General features: G+C 63.9%; 13 protein-coding genes and 2 pseudogenes. 7 read left to right on the top strand and 8 right to left on the bottom strand.

Annotation, left to right across the window (positions count from 1 at the left end):
- Positions 1–164: 164 nt before the first annotated feature.
- Positions 165–1,143, top strand: a protein-coding gene (locus XAXN_RS01350; RefSeq protein WP_134984814.1) for an IS5 family transposase whose coding sequence is annotated in 2 segments (ribosomal slippage) — positions 165–637 and positions 636–1,143 — 981 coding nt in all. Because the reading frame shifts where the segments join, the coding sequence is not laid out codon by codon here.
- A gap of 135 nt (positions 1,144–1,278) precedes the next feature.
- On the opposite strand, the gene XAXN_RS01345 is transcribed toward XAXN_RS01350, so the two are convergent.
- The 3 genes and pseudogenes from XAXN_RS01345 to XAXN_RS22850 all read right to left on the bottom strand — a co-directional run bounded on the left by XAXN_RS01345 (position 1,279) and on the right by XAXN_RS22850 (position 4,175).
- Positions 1,279–3,546 (bottom strand): TonB-dependent receptor domain-containing protein, encoded by a 2,268-nt coding sequence (locus XAXN_RS01345; RefSeq protein WP_241148183.1) that lies wholly within the window; start codon positions 3,544–3,546, stop codon positions 1,279–1,281.
- A 149-nt stretch (positions 3,547–3,695) separates the two neighbouring features.
- Positions 3,696–3,938: pseudogene (locus tag XAXN_RS22855) on the bottom strand (TonB-dependent receptor plug domain-containing protein); the annotation flags it as partial.
- A 30-nt stretch (positions 3,939–3,968) separates the two neighbouring features.
- A complete protein-coding gene (locus tag XAXN_RS22850) occupies positions 3,969–4,175 on the bottom strand; it encodes a hypothetical protein (RefSeq protein ID WP_241148182.1) in 207 nt (68 codons plus the stop codon).
- A gap of 257 nt (positions 4,176–4,432) precedes the next feature.
- On the opposite strand from XAXN_RS22850, the gene XAXN_RS01340 reads away from it, so the two are divergent.
- Entirely contained in the window at positions 4,433–6,406 is a 1,974-nt protein-coding gene (locus XAXN_RS01340) for a lytic murein transglycosylase (protein WP_054318208.1), read from the top strand.
- A gap of 304 nt (positions 6,407–6,710) precedes the next feature.
- On the opposite strand, the pseudogene XAXN_RS01335 reads toward XAXN_RS01340, so the two are convergent.
- The 4 genes and pseudogenes from XAXN_RS01335 to pssA form a co-directional block, all read right to left on the bottom strand.
- Positions 6,711–7,782: pseudogene (locus XAXN_RS01335) on the bottom strand (pectate lyase family protein).
- 265 nt (positions 7,783–8,047) lie between these two features.
- The gene (gene rimI / locus XAXN_RS01330) at positions 8,048–8,530 is read right to left on the bottom strand and encodes a ribosomal protein S18-alanine N-acetyltransferase (RefSeq protein ID WP_042823709.1); all 483 of its coding nucleotides are present in this window, start codon (positions 8,528–8,530) and stop codon (positions 8,048–8,050) included.
- Positions 8,527–8,982, bottom strand: coding sequence for a hypothetical protein (locus XAXN_RS01325; RefSeq protein ID WP_054318206.1), 456 nt, complete (start codon positions 8,980–8,982; stop codon positions 8,527–8,529). Before XAXN_RS01325 ends, rimI begins: the two co-directional genes overlap by 4 nt.
- A gap of 22 nt (positions 8,983–9,004) precedes the next feature.
- Positions 9,005–9,778 carry a CDP-diacylglycerol--serine O-phosphatidyltransferase gene (gene pssA, locus XAXN_RS01320; RefSeq protein ID WP_054318205.1) on the bottom strand — a complete coding sequence of 258 codons (774 nt, stop codon included), beginning with the start codon at positions 9,776–9,778 and terminating at the stop codon, positions 9,005–9,007.
- Between the two features lie 131 nt (positions 9,779–9,909).
- Between pssA and XAXN_RS01315 the strand changes: the two genes are divergently transcribed.
- The 3 genes from XAXN_RS01315 (at position 9,910) to XAXN_RS01305 (ending at position 12,958) form a co-directional block, all read left to right on the top strand.
- Positions 9,910–10,311, top strand: a complete 402-nt coding sequence (locus tag XAXN_RS01315) for a DUF4124 domain-containing protein (RefSeq protein ID WP_042823713.1) — start codon at positions 9,910–9,912, stop codon at positions 10,309–10,311.
- A gap of 347 nt (positions 10,312–10,658) precedes the next feature.
- Complete coding sequence (locus XAXN_RS01310) at positions 10,659–12,353, top strand: proline--tRNA ligase (protein WP_054318204.1); 1,695 nt, start codon at positions 10,659–10,661, stop codon at positions 12,351–12,353.
- A gap of 143 nt (positions 12,354–12,496) precedes the next feature.
- Positions 12,497–12,958, top strand: coding sequence for an H-NS histone family protein (locus tag XAXN_RS01305; protein WP_054318203.1), 462 nt, complete (start codon positions 12,497–12,499; stop codon positions 12,956–12,958).
- 55 nt (positions 12,959–13,013) lie between these two features.
- Here XAXN_RS01305 and XAXN_RS01300 read toward each other — a convergent pair whose 3' ends face one another.
- On the bottom strand, positions 13,014–14,273 hold the full coding sequence (locus XAXN_RS01300; protein ID WP_054318202.1) for a threonine/serine exporter family protein: 1,260 nt from the start codon (positions 14,271–14,273) through the stop codon (positions 13,014–13,016).
- 51 nt (positions 14,274–14,324) lie between these two features.
- On the opposite strand from XAXN_RS01300, the gene XAXN_RS01295 reads away from it, so the two are divergent.
- Together XAXN_RS01295 and XAXN_RS01290 are read left to right on the top strand one after the other, a co-directional pair.
- Positions 14,325–15,554: an ABC transporter permease gene (locus tag XAXN_RS01295; protein ID WP_174515469.1), complete on the top strand. Its 1,230-nt coding sequence runs from the start codon at positions 14,325–14,327 to the stop codon at positions 15,552–15,554.
- A gap of 67 nt (positions 15,555–15,621) precedes the next feature.
- A complete protein-coding gene (locus tag XAXN_RS01290) occupies positions 15,622–16,455 on the top strand; it encodes an ABC transporter ATP-binding protein (protein ID WP_164514301.1) in 834 nt (277 codons plus the stop codon).
- Positions 16,456–16,457: the final 2 nt, after the last annotated feature.

Genomic DNA, 16,457 nt, shown 5'->3' with positions numbered 1-16,457 from the left:
CCCATGATCGGCTGACCCAGGTTTCCGAGGCTTGGGGATGGCTGGCTGAAGCAAGGGTGCTACTCCGGCGACTGACTGTTTGATTATGTAAACACCCTCTAAGGAACCTCTGAACAACGCTCCAAAAAAGCGCGACACTATCGTTTCGGAGTGAGGAGACATCCATGCAACTGACGTTCGGTGACGCTGAGGGCCTGAGGAAGCGCAAGCAAACCCGCCGGGAGATATTCCTGGCCGAGATGGAGCAGGTCGTTCCGTGGCAGCAATTGCTTGCCCTGATCGCGCCGCACTATCCAGTGTCGGGGCGGCCCGGTCGGCAGCCGTACGCACTGGCGACGATGTTGCGGATTCATCTGTTGCAGCAGTGGTATGCGTTGAGCGATCCGGCGATGGAAGAAGCGCTGCACGAGATCCCGACCCTGCGGCGGTTTGCCCAGCTCGGTGGCTTGGACAATGTTCCTGACGAGACCACGATTCTCAACTTTCGCCGTCTGCTGGAAACCCATGACCTTGCCGCGCGGATGCTGGAAGCCGTCAACGCGCATCTGGCGCGCAAGGGCCAGAGCCTGCGGTCGGGCACGATCGTCGATGCAACGCTGATCGCTGCGCCCAGTTCGACCAAGAACGCCGAGCGCGCGCGACCCTGAGATGCATCAGACCAAGAAGGGCAATCAGTGGTATTTCGGGATGAAGGCGCACATCGGTGTGGATGAATTTTCCGGGCTGGTACACCACGTGCAGTGCACCGCAGCCAACGTGGCCGATGTCACGGTGACGCACGCATTGCTGCACGGCAAGGAAGACAGCGTGTTCGGCGACAGTGGCTATACCGGCGCGGACAAACGCCAAGAACGGCAGACCTGCGAGGCTGCATTTTTCATCGCCGCCAAGCCCTCGACGATGCAAGCCATCGGCAACAAACGCGAGCATGCTCGGGAACAGCGTTGGGAACACGTCAAGGCCAGCGTGCGCGCGAAGGTGGAACATCCGTTCCGGGTGATCAAGCGCCAGTTTGGCGACACCAAGGTCCGCTATCGCGGTCTGGCCAAGAACACCGCACAAGTGCTGACCTTGTTTGCGCTGTCGAACCTGTGGATGAAGCGAAAACAGTTACTGCCTGCGATGGGGAGCGTGCGCCTGTAACCCGGGAAATTCCCACGGAAAACGCCAGAAATGGCGAGAAACCCGAAGATCCAAACGCGACTCTCCGGAACGATGCCACCTTCCGCCCTGTCAGGTCTCGTTGTTCAGACCTTCCCTAGATCAAGTGCGGTTGAACTAAAACTTCAAATCCACACGCGCATACCAGAACCGTCCGCCGGGGATATCGTAGGTAGATGGATCGTACCCATTGAGGGAGCACGACAGGCAGATCGGCGGATCCTTGTCGAACACGTTGTTCAAGCCGGCCGTGAGTTGCAGGCCCTTGAGCCAATCGACGCGATAACCCACTTGCGCATCGTGATAGGTGATTGCATCCAACCGGTTGGTTCCCACCGACGGATCCGAACACACCGCAAACTCCACCGCGTCACCGCATTGCTCGGTGCGCTTGCAGATATGCCGCGCGGTCCACGAAGCCGTCCAGTTGCCCAGCGACCAATCCAGTACCGCGTTGCTGGTCCACTCCGGAATGGCGCTGTCCACCACCTCGATGCCCGGCCCGCGGCTGCCGCTGACCCGCTGCACCCAGCGCCTCGTAACGGCCTCTACCAAGGTGTTCTGCCACGATAGCTTGAAGCGCCCGAATGCGGTTTGCGGCAAAGTCCAGAACATATCCACATCCCAGCCGTCGGTCTTGATCGAGCCCAGGTTGGTCAACCGGTTATTGAAGGCATTGATGCCGCCGGTGGACGCCCGCCCAATGCCATTGCAGTACAACGCATCCAGCGTATCCACGCACAAATCCAGCTGCGTCTGCGCATTGATCGCCTGGATCGCCTGGATCGCACCATCCACATGATGGCGATAGAAGGTCACCTCCAGATCGAGGCGGTCGGACCAGCTGGCATCGCTCGCAAATCCCGGGCTGAAGACGAAGCCCGCACTGAAACTGCGCGAACGCTCCGGATCCAGTTGCTCGTTACCGCCGGTGGTGACCGAGATCTGCTGGTTGGCCTGCTGATAGCCGGCAGGCACGCCGAGCGCTGCGCAATTGGCCGCACTGCCACGCGGTGCGGTGCCGCCCAGTCCGACCGAGCACGGGTCCGACAACTGCAGGTCCGCACGCGCCGCCGACCCGAACAACTCGCCGATGGTGGGCGCACGGAAGCCTTCCGCATAGCTGGTGCGCAACACGAACTCATCGGTGACCTGCCAACGCAGACCGTACTTCGGCGTGAACTCTCCACCGAATGTCGAATAGTCCGAATAGCGCCCGGCGATATTCAGATCGAATTTGTCGCCCAATGCGGAGTTGGCGAAGATCGGGATATTGAGTTCGAGATAGGCTTCGTTGACGTCGTAGCTGCCCGAGGTGGGCAACGAGGGCACGCCGTTGTAACGCCCGGCCACGGTGAGCGGATCGGGCTGATAAGCGCCTTCGTACTTGCGGTATTCGTAACCGCTGGCGAACGACACCGCACCGCCGGGCAACTGGAACAACTCGCTGCTGAGGTTGGCCGTGAACAGGCTCAATTCGTTCTGGCTGCGATCGCGCACCACCGACTGGATCCAGCGCAACATCTCCGGCGTGATGCTGCCGGCACCGCTGAAGATATCCAGCGGCACGCAGCCGGCCACGGCAGCGCAGGCAGCCGGGTCGCCCAGCGCCAGATTGATGTTGTAGATGTTGTAGAGGTTGTAGCTGCCGTAGTTGGTCTGCTCGGCCTTGTTCTTGCTGTACATGCCGTTGACGTCCCAGAACCAGGTCCGCCCTGCACCTTCGAACGTGCCGACCACGCCGGTGCCGAAATATTGGGTGTCGACCTGTTGCTCGTAACGCCGCGGCCCGCCTTCCACCGGCCTGCGACCGATCTGGATCAGATTGGTGGCCGAATCCAGATCGAATCCGAACGGGTTGAACGGGTTGAGCGCGGAGATCACGATGTTGTCGGCCAGCGGGTTGCCGGTACCGGCATCGGGCCCGAGGAAGATGGGCTCCGGTGCGTCCTGGTTGGTCGATTCGCGCCGGTTGCCCAACGCCTTGACGTACCACTGCACGTCGTCGTTGAAGTAATAGCGGAACTGCGCAAACACGCCCTTGCGCTCGGACTGGGTCAGCAACAGATTTTGCTCGGCGAAGTTGTAGCGGTCTGCGGTGCCGAAGCAGTGATAGTCGTCGCTGCGCGTGCAACCGCCGCTGCCATCGTATTGCGGTGTACCGACGCCGGCGTTGGGCGTGAGGTTCTGGCGCACGCCGGTGTTGGGATCGACGAACTGGAAGCGGCCATCGGGCGTTGCCGAGCTGGCGAAGGTCAGCCCCGTGCCAGGAATCGGAAAGCGCGCCTGTGCACGATCGCGCGCGTAGATCGGATCCTGCTTGACATAGCTGGCGCCGAGAAACAGGCTGAAATTCTCTCCGCTGGTGCCCCACGCCAGGTCCATGCCCTGGTTGGCGCCATCGCCCTTGCCGTACTGCCCGTAGTTGAGCGTGACCTGCGCACCGTCGAAACTGCACGGGTGATGATGTTGACCACACCGGCAATGGCATCCGAGCCGTACAGCGACGAGGCGCCGTCTTCGAGCACTTCGATGCGCTCGACGATCGCCAGCGGAATGGTGTTGAGATCGGTCGACGAACCCACGCCGGACGCGGAGGATTCGTTGACCCAGCGAATGCCATCCACCAGCACCAGCACACGCTTGGAACCGAGATGGCGCAGATCCACCTGCGCCGAGCCGGCGCCCACGCCGCTGCCATCGGGCGGAAAGCCGAAGTTATCGGAGGAATTGAACTTGGCATTGAGCGCCGAACCGGACGCGGTGAGCTCCTGCAGTACTTCGCCGATGGAGGTCAGGCCGGTGCGTTAGATATCGGCGCGATTGAGCGTCTGGATCGGTACCTGACCCTGCAATTCAGCGGTTTTGATGCGCGTGCCGGTGACCTGCACGCTGTCGAGCGTGCGCGTACTCGGTGCGGCCTCGGGCTGTTGCGCCCAGGCGAGCGTGGGAATCAGACACAACGACAACTGCACGGCCAGGCATGACCGACGGGGGTCAATCAGACACTTCATCCTTTCTCTCCCCAGAAGGATTCTTGAGTGTCCGCACGCCCCCGTGCCCTGCGGCCCTTCCCAATCCTTAAACGAAACATTAACGCGCCGCAACTGGCGGTGCAGCAGCGCACGGTGCGGCAGCGGTCGTGACGAGGTGTCATCTGCTCGCATGTGCGTGCCCGATCCATTGCGCATGCAAGCCAAGACGGCATCTCCATCACACCAGCGACACGTATTCACTCAGGCGCTCAGGCGTGCTTGGGTATCATCACGCCATGACTTACGCCCCCCGCCTTGCCACTGTTTTCATCGGCCTGCTGTGCCTTGGCAGCACCGCATTGCACGCGCAAACCCTCGACCCGCAGCTGACTGCCATGCGCGATGCCATCGCGGCTGCAGAGCGCGGCCAGACCGATGCCGGCCAGCTCGCCGCATTGAGCCGCCATCCGCTATATGGATGGCTGGAATTTGCTGCGCTCAAGCGCACGATCGACACCGTCTCCAATGCCCAGGCGCAAGCATTTTTGCAGCGTTACGCCGGTCAGCCCGTGGCTGAAAGCTTCCGCAGCACGTGGTTGCCGGCGGTGGCGCGTCGGCAGGACTGGAACACGCTGCTGGCCAACTGGAAGTCCACCGACAACCTCGGCCTGCGCTGCGCACAACTGACCGCGCGCCTGGCCACCGGCAAGGCCGATGCACAATGGAGCCGCGATGCGCTGACGCTGTGGCGCAACGGCAAGGCGCTGCCCGACGCCTGCGATGCAGTGGTTGGCGGACTGGAATCGCGCGGCGAACTTACGCCGGCGCTGCGCTGGGAACGCGTGGAGGCCGCTGCCGATGCACAGCTGCCTGCGGTGATGCGCACCGCCGCGCGTGGCCTGCCGGCGGCCGATCTGACGCTGGCCATCGATTACGCTGCCTTTCTCGACAAGGTCCATCCGCGTGCACTAGGTTGGCCCAAGACCGAGCGCAGCCGCCGCATCGCGGTCGACGGACTGGCCAAGCTGGCCAAGAGCGATCCCGACGCTGCCGAACAGCAACTACCGCAACTTGCCAGTGCGCTCGGCTTCAGCGAAGCGCAGCGTGGGCAGGTGCTGTATCAGATCGCATTGTGGACCGTCGCCTCGTATCTGCCGGATTCGGCGCGACGGCTCAATGCCGTACCGGATGCGTCCTACGACGAACGCCTGCACGAATGGCGTGCACGCGAGGCGATGTCGCGCGGCGACTGGCCGGCGGCGTTGGCCGCAATTCGCAAGATGCCGACGAGCCAGCGCAGCGACTCGCGGTGGCAGTACTTCGAAGCCCGCCTGGCCGAAAAGACCGGCGCTACTGCAGCCGCCCAGCCGCTGTATCGCGCCGCCGCGCAATCGCCGACCTTCCACGGATTCCTGGCTGCCGACCGCCTGCAGCAGCCTTACCGGCTGTGCCCCTGGGAGCCCAACGACAGCGCACAGGCAAAGGCCGCTGTTGCGCGCGACCCGGCCCTGGTCCGCGCAATCGCGTTATTTCAGATCGACCGCCCCGGCTGGGCCGTGGCCGAATGGAACGATGCCGCCACCCGCTTCGACGACACCCAGCGCCGTCTGGCAGTGGAAGTTGCCAGCGATAACGGCTGGTTCGACCGTGCGGTATTCGCGCTCGGCAAGCAGCCGGACGAACAACGGCTCTACTCGTTGCGTTTCCCGCTGCACCACGACGACAGCATTCGTCGCGAGGCCGCCAAGAATGCGATCGACCCAGCCTGGGTGGCTGCGGAAATTCGTGCCGAAAGCATCTTCAATCCGCGCGCGCGCTCGCCGGCCAACGCAATGGGCCTGATGCAGGTCCTGCCTAGTACTGGCGCGGCCGTCGCCAAGGGGATCGCTCTACCCGGCTATGCAGGCGCCAGCAGCCTCTATGAGCCAGGCACCAACATCGCCATCGGCACGGCGTATCTGCGCCAGCTGCTCAACACCTACGGGCTGCCCTACCTCACCATTGCCGCCTATAACGCAGGCCCCGGCCCCACCGGACGCTGGCAGTCGCAGCGGCCGAATTTCGAGCCGGATTTCTGGATCGAAACCATCAGCTACAAGGAAACCCGAGACTATGTCGCGCGCGTGTTGGCCTTCAGCGTGATCTACGACTGGCGCCTCAACGGCGACATGCTGCCGCTGAGCGACCGGCTCATGGGCAAGCTGGTGGACAATCGTTTGAAGCCGGTCTGCACTCCCGGCCAGGCTGCCAATAACGCCGCGCAGGATTGAGCGACGTCGGGTGGCCTGCACTGATGCAGGCCTTGGCGAGTGCGCGGGGCCGTCATTGCGCACGTCATCCGACGCAGCGTAGATGCCGCACAGGTACCGGCAAGGATGACCTGCAGCGTGTGCAGCGGTGATGGATAGACATTGGATAGGTAACGGTGCTGCAAGCAGCTCCCAACTGCATGATGCAGCGCCGCCACCTCTACCAGACCCGATTCATCGCCACGCGAAACGCACAACGCCCGCATCACTGCGGGCGTTGTGCGACTGCGTGCAGCATTGCCTTTACAGCCACAACCAGTGGCAGTTACAGCTTGCCTGCGCCTGCTTTCGCCTTGACGTCTGCAGCGACCTTGTCGGCCGATAGCAGATTGTAGGTATACGGCGGTGTCCAGCCGATGTTGGTATTCCACGAGCACGACAGCGCCTTGCCATTGAGCAGCGAACCCTGATCGCGATACACGCTGCCACCGTAGTCGGCAGCGATCTTGTCGCAGCTACTCACGCCGCTGATCTCGAACACGTTGCGCTCGGAGAAGATCTTCGACTCCTTGCCCACGCCATGTGCGTAGGAGAACGGATAGACCTTATTGCTGGTGCTGCCAACGTGATAGTTGTTGTACAGATGCACCTGACCGAAGCGCACGCGCGGGGCGCGCGCAGAAATGTTTTCGAACAGGGTGTTGTGAATGGTGACCTTGAGCTTGCTGCTGTCGGTACTGGACGCGCTGTCGCTGGAGCCGATCAGGTTGTTCTTCTCGTGCGATTTGAAGGCCGAATACGAGACGGTGACGAAATTTGCGCCTTTCTTGATGTCTATTGCGTCGTCGTGGTGCTGTTTGGGACGGCCATTTGCGGTGCCGTTCTGATCGTCGGTACGGCGGCCATCGGTGAAGGTGACATGGTCCACCCACACGTTGCTGGCGCCTTCCACGGTCAGGCCGTCGTACTCCGCATTCCAGTTGCCGGCACTGCCATCATCCGGATCCCAGACCGGCTCCGGGTCCCAGGGATCTTCGATCGTGATATTGCGAATAATGACGTCGTTGGCCTTGACGTACAGATAGCCCTCGCGAATTTCCGCGTTGCTGGTGATGCCGATCAGCGTGGTCTTGGTGGGCACGTTCAGACGCGCGCGCGTCTTCATGTCCGAGGTCTTGGTGTACGGCTTGCCTTCGCTGATATCGATGATGCCGCTGACCTTGATGATGCGTCCGTTGCTACCGACGCTTGCGCTCAATGCAGCTTTCAACTCGGCGGCGTTCTTGACGGTGTAGATATCTTTGGAGCCGCCCTTGGTGCCGCCGTTCTGGGTCGGTGAGCAGCAACGACCCAACGAACAGCGACGCGGCGGCCGCCGTCGAAAATTTCGGCTTCATCTTGATCTCTCCCTCAAATGGGTTCGATGCGCCGAGCCGCGGCGCACCCCTGGTCCAGCAGAATCGGATGAATTATTCATCTATGGAATATTCCATTCCGCGGAACCGATACCAGGAGCATTGCAAATGCTTGTATCTAGCTGCTTTTCGGATATGCATGCGTAATCACGCAAACGCCTGCGAGACACAAAAGAAGAGACAAAACGCTGCGATCAGGACACGCGGAGACAGCACAGGGACACTGCAACGCAGCAAGTGCGTGCACTTACGAAAACCCTTCGAAGAACAACTCAATCGCCATCACCAACGCGTCTTCGCGCCCGGCGTGGGATGGGTAGTAGCGCGGACGCCGGCCGATTTCGTTGAAGCCTTCGGAGTGGTACAGCGCAATCGCCGATGGATTAGAGGGGCGCACTTCCAAAAACGCGCGCCGCGCACCGCGATCGGAGGCGCCCTTGATCAGCGCGCGCAACAACACGCGACCGTGGCCTTGCGATTGCGCCTCCGGTGCGATGCAGACGTTGAGCACATGCGCCTCGTCGGCGGCGATGCTGATGACGCCATAGCCGATCACCTGCCCGGTTTGTTCCATCACCCAGCCCGGATACCCGGCCTGCAGGCAATCGCGGAAGATGTTGCGCGTCCACGGAAACGGATAGGCGCGCAACTCGATCTCCATCACCGCATCCAGGTCGCTCTCGCGCATTGCGCGCAGCGAGGTGGGTTGCGGCGCGTTCAATGCGCTCACGCCGGGTACCGGCGCCGACGCAGCGCGCGCAACTGCGGCCACAGCGCACGCTTGGCGGCCGGATTGCCGCGCAGTTCCGCCAGCGGCCAGGAGGCCATCAAGGCCTGGGTCGCAGGATCGCCCGGATTGCAGCCGGACGCGCGCAGCAAGGCCATCTGCAGGCGATCCGGCATGCCGACCCGGCTCCGCCGTTGCGGCGCCGACGCTGGCGCAGTACTGGGCGCGCGGGGCGCTTCGGCAGGTGCCGCCGGTGCATTCCGCCGCGCAACTGGCGCATTGGCCGTTACAGGTTGCGGCGCACGCTCCACACGCGCCGGTGCGGCGATGGGTGCGCGCTCGGCGACCTCCACAGGCGCGGGCAACGCATCGACCGCATCGCGGTCCAGATACACGGTGTGCCCCAACGCCTGCAGATACGACACCTGCAGATCGGACCACATCGGCTCGCTCATCGAGTCGCTCACGAAAACTGGCTCATGGCAGCTCGGGCACGCGCCGCCAGCGTCGCAACAGCCACATCAACGGGCCGGACAAGGCGTACAGGACCCCGATCACCAGCAACGAGCGCGCCAGATCGATCACCAGCAGCGCAATCACCACCGTGGCAATCGCCAGCGCCAGGAACGGCACGCGGTCGGCACGCGGCCCGCGCGCGCCGCCCTTGAAGCTCCAGAAGCGGATCCGGCTGACCATCAGCAACGCCGACACCACCGTGATCGCCAGCGCCACGTAGCGCAGCTGCTCGCCATCGAAGCCCAGGCTGTCGTCGGCGAAGGCCCACACAAAAGACATCATCAGGCCAGCCGCCGCCGGGCTGGCCAAGCCGATGAACCAGCGTTTGTCTACCACCCCGACCTGGGTGTTGAAGCGCGCCAGCCGCAACGCCGCGCAGGCCGCATACAAAAAGGCAGCCGACCAACCCACCCGGCCCATCACGCTACTGTCGCACTTCAGCGCCGACAGCGACCAGTGGTACATCACCAGCGCGGGCGCCATGCCGAAGCTGACCAGATCGGCCAGCGAGTCGTACTGCACCCCGAATTCGCTGCTGGTGTTGGTCAGACGCGCCACCCTGCCATCCAGCCCGTCCATCACCGCAGCCACGAACACCGCCATGGCGGCCTGGACGAACTGCCCATTGGCGGCGGCGATGATGGCGTAGAAACCGGAAAACAGCCCGGCGGTGGTGAACAGGTTCGGCAGCAGGTAAATCGTGCGCGAGCGCGGGGGCGGTCTCATCTCATCCATCCGCCAAGTGTAGGGCCTGAGGTCTGTCCGGCGGTAGCGCGCTTGCTGGTTCAGCACCCTGCGCGCCCATCACTTGCCAGCGCCCGCTGCGGATGCTGCAATCGCGGCGGGAATCATCCAGGGGAAGCCACATGCAGCTGTCGTCCGGGCTTTGCGCCCTGTTGATGCTGGTCAGCACCGCCGCAGGCGCGACCGATCTTTATAAGTGGAAGGACGCCAAGGGCGTGACCCACTACACCGAAACCCCGCCACCGACCGGCCAGCGCTATGAAGCGCGCCGCATCGATGCGCGCAACGGCACCGCGGCGATCGCTGCAGCAGAGACGGCCGCGCCTGAATCGGCGGACTGTCTCAACGCGCGCCGCAATCTGGAACTGCTCAGCGGCAAGGGAGAGGTCTCCATGGCGGCCGGCGCCGATGGCAAGCCTGGCGCCGTCTTGGACCAGGAGGCCCGTGCAACCCAGAGGAACCTGGCCGACGCCGCCGTCAAGGCCTATTGCAAGCCGGCAGCCCCGGGCGGCCCGGCCACCTGAACCGGGAAGCGCCGCCAGGGGCGGAAGTTGCCGTCCCGCCGCCGGGCTAGGGCCACAGCACCTTGGTGCAGCGAGCACCGGGCGAGCCAGCGCGACCAACCTGATGGCAGCACGTGCGTAGGTCGTAAAAGAAGCGCGGCCCCAACAGCTGCACGATCGCCGGGTATCGGTGAGGGATGTATGCGGACCACCACGCAGCCTGCGGCGCACGTGCGCCGGCAAGCCAGCCACTTGCGCCGTCCCACGCGGGCCCGCCCTGGCCAGCGACAACCGGCAAAGCGCGCCCGGCGATGACCGGCAGGGCGCGAGACTGGCAAACTAGCGGCTTTCCGCCCAAGCGAAGCCCGATGCGTCTTTCCCAGTTCCACCTGCACACCACCAAGGAAACCCCGGCCGACGCCGAGCTGGTCAGCCACCGTCTGATGCTGCGCGCGGGCATGATTCGCAAGCTGGCCTCCGGGCTGTACACCTGGTCGCCGCTGGGCCTGCGCGTGTTGCGCAAGGTCGAAGCCATCGTGCGCGAAGAGATGAACAGCGCCGGCGCAGTGGAAGTGCTGTTTCCCACCATCCAGCCGCGCGAGCTGTGGGACGCCACCGGGCGTTGGGAAAAGTTCGGCGGGCAGCTGCTCAAGATCAAGGACCGCAAGGAACAGGAGTTCTGCTACAGCCCCACCGCCGAAGAGGCCGCGGCCGAATTCGCGCGCCAGGAAATCAACAGCTACAAGCAGCTGCCGCTGAATTTCTATCAGATCCAGACCAAATTCCGCGATGAGATCCGCCCGCGCTTCGGGGTGATGCGTGCGCGCGAGTTCCTGATGAAGGACGCCTACTCCTTCCATCTCACCGACGAGGACATGGCGCGCGAATACGACAACATGCGCGCCGCCTACACGCGCATCTTCACCCGCCTGGGACTGGATTTCCGCGCCGTGCAGGCCGATTCGGGCGCCATCGGCGGCGACGCATCGCAGGAATTCCACGTCATCGCCGACTCCGGCGAAGACTCGCTGGCGTTCTCCACTGGCTCCGATTACGCCGCCAACGTGGAAACCGCCAGTACGGCACCGCCTGCCCCGCGCGCCGCGGCCAGCGAAGCGATGCAGCAGGTGGCAACGCCCACCCAGAAGACCTGCGAGGACGTGGCCCAATTGCTCGGCATCGCGCTGCAGCGCACGGTCAAGTCGGTGGCGGTGATGACCCAGGCCGGCTTCGTGCTGGTACTGGTGCGTGGCGATCACGCGGTCAACGAGATCAAGCTGGCCAAGGTACCCGGGCTGGCCGATTACCGCCTGGCCAACGAAAGCGAAATCCGCGAGCACCTCGGCTGCGAGCCGGGCTTCCTGGGCCCGGTCAACACCGCGCGCCCGGTGCGCGTGGTGGCCGACCGCGATGTCGCCGCACTGGCCGATTTTGTGATCGGCGCGAATGTGTCCGGCGCGCACCTGGTCGGCGTCAACTGGGGCCGCGATCTGCCCGAACCGGGGACCGTGGCCGATGTGCGTAACGTGGTCGAGGGCGAACGCGCGGCCGATGGCGGGGAACTGCGCCTGGCTCGCGGCATCGAGGTGGGCCATGTGTTCCAGCTCGGCAGCCAGTACGCGCAGGCGCTGCAAGCCACTGTCATCGACGAAGGCGGCAAGGCGGCAGTGATGAAGATGGGCTGCTACGGCATCGGCATTTCGCGCATTGTGGCCGCGGCGATCGAACAGAACCATGACGATGCCGGCATCATCTGGCCCGCGCCGATGGCGCCGTGGCAGGTGGTGGTCTGCGTGATCAATCCCAAGCAGGACCCGCAGGTGCTCGCTGCCGCCCAGGCCTTGCTGGACGAATTGCTTGCCGCCGGCCTGGATGCCGCACTGGACGACCGCGGACTGCGCCCGGGCGCGATGTTCGCCGATATGGAACTGCTGGGCATTCCGCATCGGGTGGTGGTCTCGGAACGCGGATTGGCGGCTGGCACATTTGAATATCGCGCCCGTACCGCCGATGCAGCGGAAAACCTGGATAAAGCCGGGTTATTTTCCCGCCTGGGGCATTGATCAAAGCCCGGGTATCGGCTTCAAATAGATGAACACAAAGCGCCGAATTATTTCGGCGCATTTGTCACACCGGTTTTCTCACTTTATGATGGCGACCGCTGCCATGGACCGGCATTCTTTTTCTCTCATCTTCCGGAGCAGTGATGTCGATCGATCTTAGTGGCCTGTCGGCCAAGCAGTTGAGCGCCCTGATCAAAAATGCAAAGAAGCAGCAGACCGTGGTTGCCAAGCGCGCGCCGATCGCCAAGGTCCGCACGCAGCTGACCCGCGCTGCAAAAGCCCAGGGTTATTCCATCGAAGAATTGTTTGGCGCTTCTGCCAGTGCCGGCCCGGGCCGTCCGGCGGGTGCCGGCAAGCCAGGTCCGCGTGCCGGCCGCAAGCTGGGCAAGGTGCCGCCGAAGTATCGCAACCCCGCCAACGCCCAGGAAACCTGGACCGGCCGTGGCAAGCAGCCGCGCTGGCTGGCCGAATTGACTGCCGCCGGCAAGAAGGTGGAAGACTTCCTGATCAGCAAGGTCGGCGGTGCGAAAAAGGCAACCGCAAAGAAGGCCTCGCCGCGCAAGGCCGTCACCAAGCGCGCCGCCAAGAAGTCCAAAGCCGCTTGATTCAAACCAATAAAAACGCCGGCCATGCCGGCGTTTTTATTGCGGGGTGTTCTCCCTATAAATTCTTGCGGGCAGGAATGAGCAGATTGCCAAACAGCAATCCGGCCATCAATGCCATGACGATATTTGTTACTGCCAAGAGTGCGGCTTGTCCGACACTGACATCCTGTTGCTGCACCAAGGTCAAAAAGCCCCGCAAACTGACGCTTCCCGGAACCAGCATGATGATGCCGGGCAACCGGATCAGCGCACCGGGCTTGTGCACCACGCGCCCGAATAAATTTCCCGCAGCGGTCAATGCCATCGCCGAGGCGAATACCCCGGCCGGCCCGCCCCAGGCATGTCCTGCATGACGCGCAATGACATAACCGGACATGGCTGCCGCCATGATCCATAAATAATCGCGTCGATTGGCTTTGAACAACACCGCAAACGCATAAGCGGCCACCACCAACGAGGCCCATTCCACCCAGCCGGCCTGCGGCCGCAACGCGGCCACATGGGGATGCAGGCCAACCAGCTGGGTCAGCGTGACCGCAATGACCGCACCTACGGTCAGCTTGAGCACTGTGGTGACCGCACCGGCCAGACGCGCCGTGCCGGAGACCCAGTGCTGGCTGGCCAGCTCGTTGAACGCATTGGTCAATGACATGCCAGGCAGCAGCACCACCAGCGAGGCGATGATCACCGTATTGAGGTTCAACGGCCCCAGCAGGGAAGCCACCAGCGCCGCCACCACCCCGGCCAGCAGGCCGGCCAGCGCCTCGCCGGCTTCCTTGGTGGCAGCGCGCTTGTCGGTGTACTGGGTGAGCAGGCCGATCGACATGCCGATCGCCCCGGCCGTGGCGATATCCAGCCACGGCAGCTTCCACAGCCCGGCCACCCCGGCGGCGGCCAGCCCGAACGCCAGCACCTGCAGGGTCTTGCCGCGCCGGTCCACCTCGCGGTCCAGCCGGCGCAATGCGGTGTGTCCTTGCGCGATGCTCATGCGGCCGTTGGCCACGCTGTCGGCCACATAATCGGCCACGCCGAGCTTGTAGAGATCGTTTTCGCCCGGGGCCAGGCGAATCACCCGCGTGATATCGCTGGAGCCGATCGCCTTGGTAGGGTCGCTGAAGCTCAGGATGATGCCGGTGGGGTTGGACCAAGGCTCGCAGTCCAGGCCCAGCTTCTGAGACAACCCCACCACCGCTGCTTCCAGCCGTTGCGCGGTGGTGCCATAGGAATGCAGGCGCCCGGCGATTTCGGACACGAAGGCGACGCGCTGGGCGTAGGTGGCGCTGGCGGACGGGAGGACAACGGTGGCAGCGGACATGCGTGGCGGGTCGGATCGGAGAAACGCCGTGTCCGGCGAGGCCGCCAGTGTATGCCGCAGCGCGCGTGGCCGGCGCCCTCACTGACGGCCATCGGCACACCGCCGCGGTGGCGTCCCCATCCGTCGCTCACATTGGCACTGTATGCTGGCGGCACGGACAGGCCACCCATGATCAAACCGCAACCTCCACGCATCGAACAAGACTCGCAGGATCAGGCACAGGTCCGCCTCGCTGGCAGTTGGATCCTGGCGACCGCCCTGCCCCAGGCAGAACTGCTGCAGGCCGTGCCCGACGGGGTGCGCCGTATCGACGCGCGCGGCATCCAGCAGCTGGATTCGGCCGGCGTCCTGCAGCTGCTGCGCTTTGCCGGCCGCATGGGCCTGAAGGAAGACGCGATCGATTTCCGCGATGAGCACCAGGCACTGGTGTGCACCATCGAGGAACTCAACGACGAGCGCCCCAAGCCCAAACGCGATTACGGCTTCGTCGCCGCGCTCGACCGCCTGGGCCGGGCCACGCATCGCGTCGGCCGGGACATCCTGGAGTTGAACAGTTTTCTGGGCGAAAACCTGGTCAAGATCATGCGGCTGATCCACGAGCCGCGACGCTTCCGGCTGACCTCCACCGTGCATCACATGGAGCAGGTGGGCCTGGACGCGGTGCCGCTGGTGGTGCTGCTGTCGTATCTGGTGGGCGCGGTGATCGCCTTCCTGGGCTCGACCATCCTGCGCGACTTCGGTGCGGAAATTTATGTGGTGGAGCTGGTGTCCATCGCCTTCTTGCGCGAATTCGCGGTGCTGCTGACGGCAATTGTGTTGGCAGGCCGCACCGCCAGCGCCTTCACCGCGCAGATCGGTGCGATGAAATCGCGCGAGGAAGTCGATGCCATCCGCACCTTGGGCCTGGACCCGATCGACCTGCTGGTGATCCCGCGCCTGCTCGCACTGATCTTCACCCTGCCGCTGCTGACCTTCATCGCGATGATCGCCGGCCTGGCCGGCGGCGTCACCGTGGGCGCGTTCGACCTGGATATTCCGCCGCAGATGTATCTGGCGCGCATGCACGAGACCATCCAGTTGCGGCATTTCCTGGTCGGCCTGTCGAAGGCGCCGCTGTTTGCGCTGGTAATCGGCCTGATCGGCTGCCTGGAAGGGCTCAAGGTCAGCGGCACCGCGCAATCGGTGGGCGAACGCACCACGTCCTCGGTGGTGCAGACGATTTCCTTGGTCATCATCCTCGACGCGATTGCGGCGTTGTGGTTCATGAAGATGGGGTGGTGATGAAGCCGGGATTCGACATTCGGGATTGGGGATTCGTGCAAAGCCGCAGCGCGGCGCTTGCACTGGTATTCAAGAGGAAGGTGCTGTGACCAATCCCGGCCCAGAGGCCGACGACGACCAGCTGGCGATTTCCGTGCGCGGGCTCACCAACCGTTTCGGTAGCCAGACCGTGCACGAAGACCTGGATCTGGACGTGCGCCGCGGTGAAATTCTCGGCGTGGTCGGCGGTTCGGGCACCGGCAAGTCGGTGCTGATGCGCAGCATCCTGGGCCTGCGCGAGCCCGACGCCGGCAGCATCCAGGTGCTGGGCGCGGACGCACGCTCGGGCCGGTTCGCCGACCGCCAGCACATCACCCGCAACACCGGCGTGCTGTTTCAGGACGGGGCGCTGTTTTCGTCGATGACCGTGGGCGAAAACGTGCAGGTGCCGCTGAAGGAACACCATGGCGAGTTTCCGGAGCGCTGGTATTTCGAACTGGCGCTGCTGAAGATCAAGCTGGCCGGCCTGCCCGCCGATGCGCTGGACAAGCTGCCCTCGCAATTGTCCGGCGGCATGCGCAAGCGTGCCGGCCTGGCACGTGCGCTGGCGCTGGACCCACCGTTGCTGTTCCTGGACGAACCCACCGCCGGGCTGGACCCGATCGGCGCAGCCGCGTTCGACCGTTTGATCCGCACCTTGCAGCAAGCCCTGGGCCTGACCGTGTTCCTGATCACCCACGACCTGGATACGCTGTATGCCATCTGCGACCGCATCGCGGTGCTGGCCGATCGCAAGGTGATCGCCAACGCGCCGCTGGCCGAGGTCGAGCAGATCGATCACCCCTGGATCCAGAACTATTTTCACGGTCCGCGCGCCCGCGCCGCGCGCGCGGCCAAGACCGACTCCACCGAGACCGCCTGAGC

The organism is Xanthomonas axonopodis (assembly GCF_001304695.1).
In the GTDB taxonomy this organism is placed as follows: Bacteria; Pseudomonadota; Gammaproteobacteria; order Xanthomonadales; family Xanthomonadaceae; genus Xanthomonas; species Xanthomonas axonopodis.
This window is presented reverse-complemented; position numbering and strand designations above follow the sequence as displayed.

Coding starts and splice junctions, on each gene's coding strand:
- XAXN_RS01345 (WP_241148183.1), bottom strand. CDS start 3,546: ATGGACCTGGCGTGGGGCACCAGCGGAGAGAATTTCAGCCTGTTTCTC.
- XAXN_RS22850 (WP_241148182.1), bottom strand. CDS start 4,175: ATGAAGTGTCTGATTGACCCCCGTCGGTCATGCCTGGCCGTGCAGTTG.
- XAXN_RS01340 (WP_054318208.1), top strand. CDS start 4,433: ATGACTTACGCCCCCCGCCTTGCCACTGTTTTCATCGGCCTGCTGTGC.
- XAXN_RS01325 (WP_054318206.1), bottom strand. CDS start 8,982: ATGAGCGAGCCGATGTGGTCCGATCTGCAGGTGTCGTATCTGCAGGCG.
- pssA (WP_054318205.1), bottom strand. CDS start 9,778: ATGGATGAGATGAGACCGCCCCCGCGCTCGCGCACGATTTACCTGCTG.
- XAXN_RS01315 (WP_042823713.1), top strand. CDS start 9,910: ATGCAGCTGTCGTCCGGGCTTTGCGCCCTGTTGATGCTGGTCAGCACC.
- XAXN_RS01310 (WP_054318204.1), top strand. CDS start 10,659: ATGCGTCTTTCCCAGTTCCACCTGCACACCACCAAGGAAACCCCGGCC.
- XAXN_RS01305 (WP_054318203.1), top strand. CDS start 12,497: ATGTCGATCGATCTTAGTGGCCTGTCGGCCAAGCAGTTGAGCGCCCTG.
- XAXN_RS01300 (WP_054318202.1), bottom strand. CDS start 14,273: ATGTCCGCTGCCACCGTTGTCCTCCCGTCCGCCAGCGCCACCTACGCC.
- XAXN_RS01295 (WP_174515469.1), top strand. CDS start 14,325: ATGCCGCAGCGCGCGTGGCCGGCGCCCTCACTGACGGCCATCGGCACA.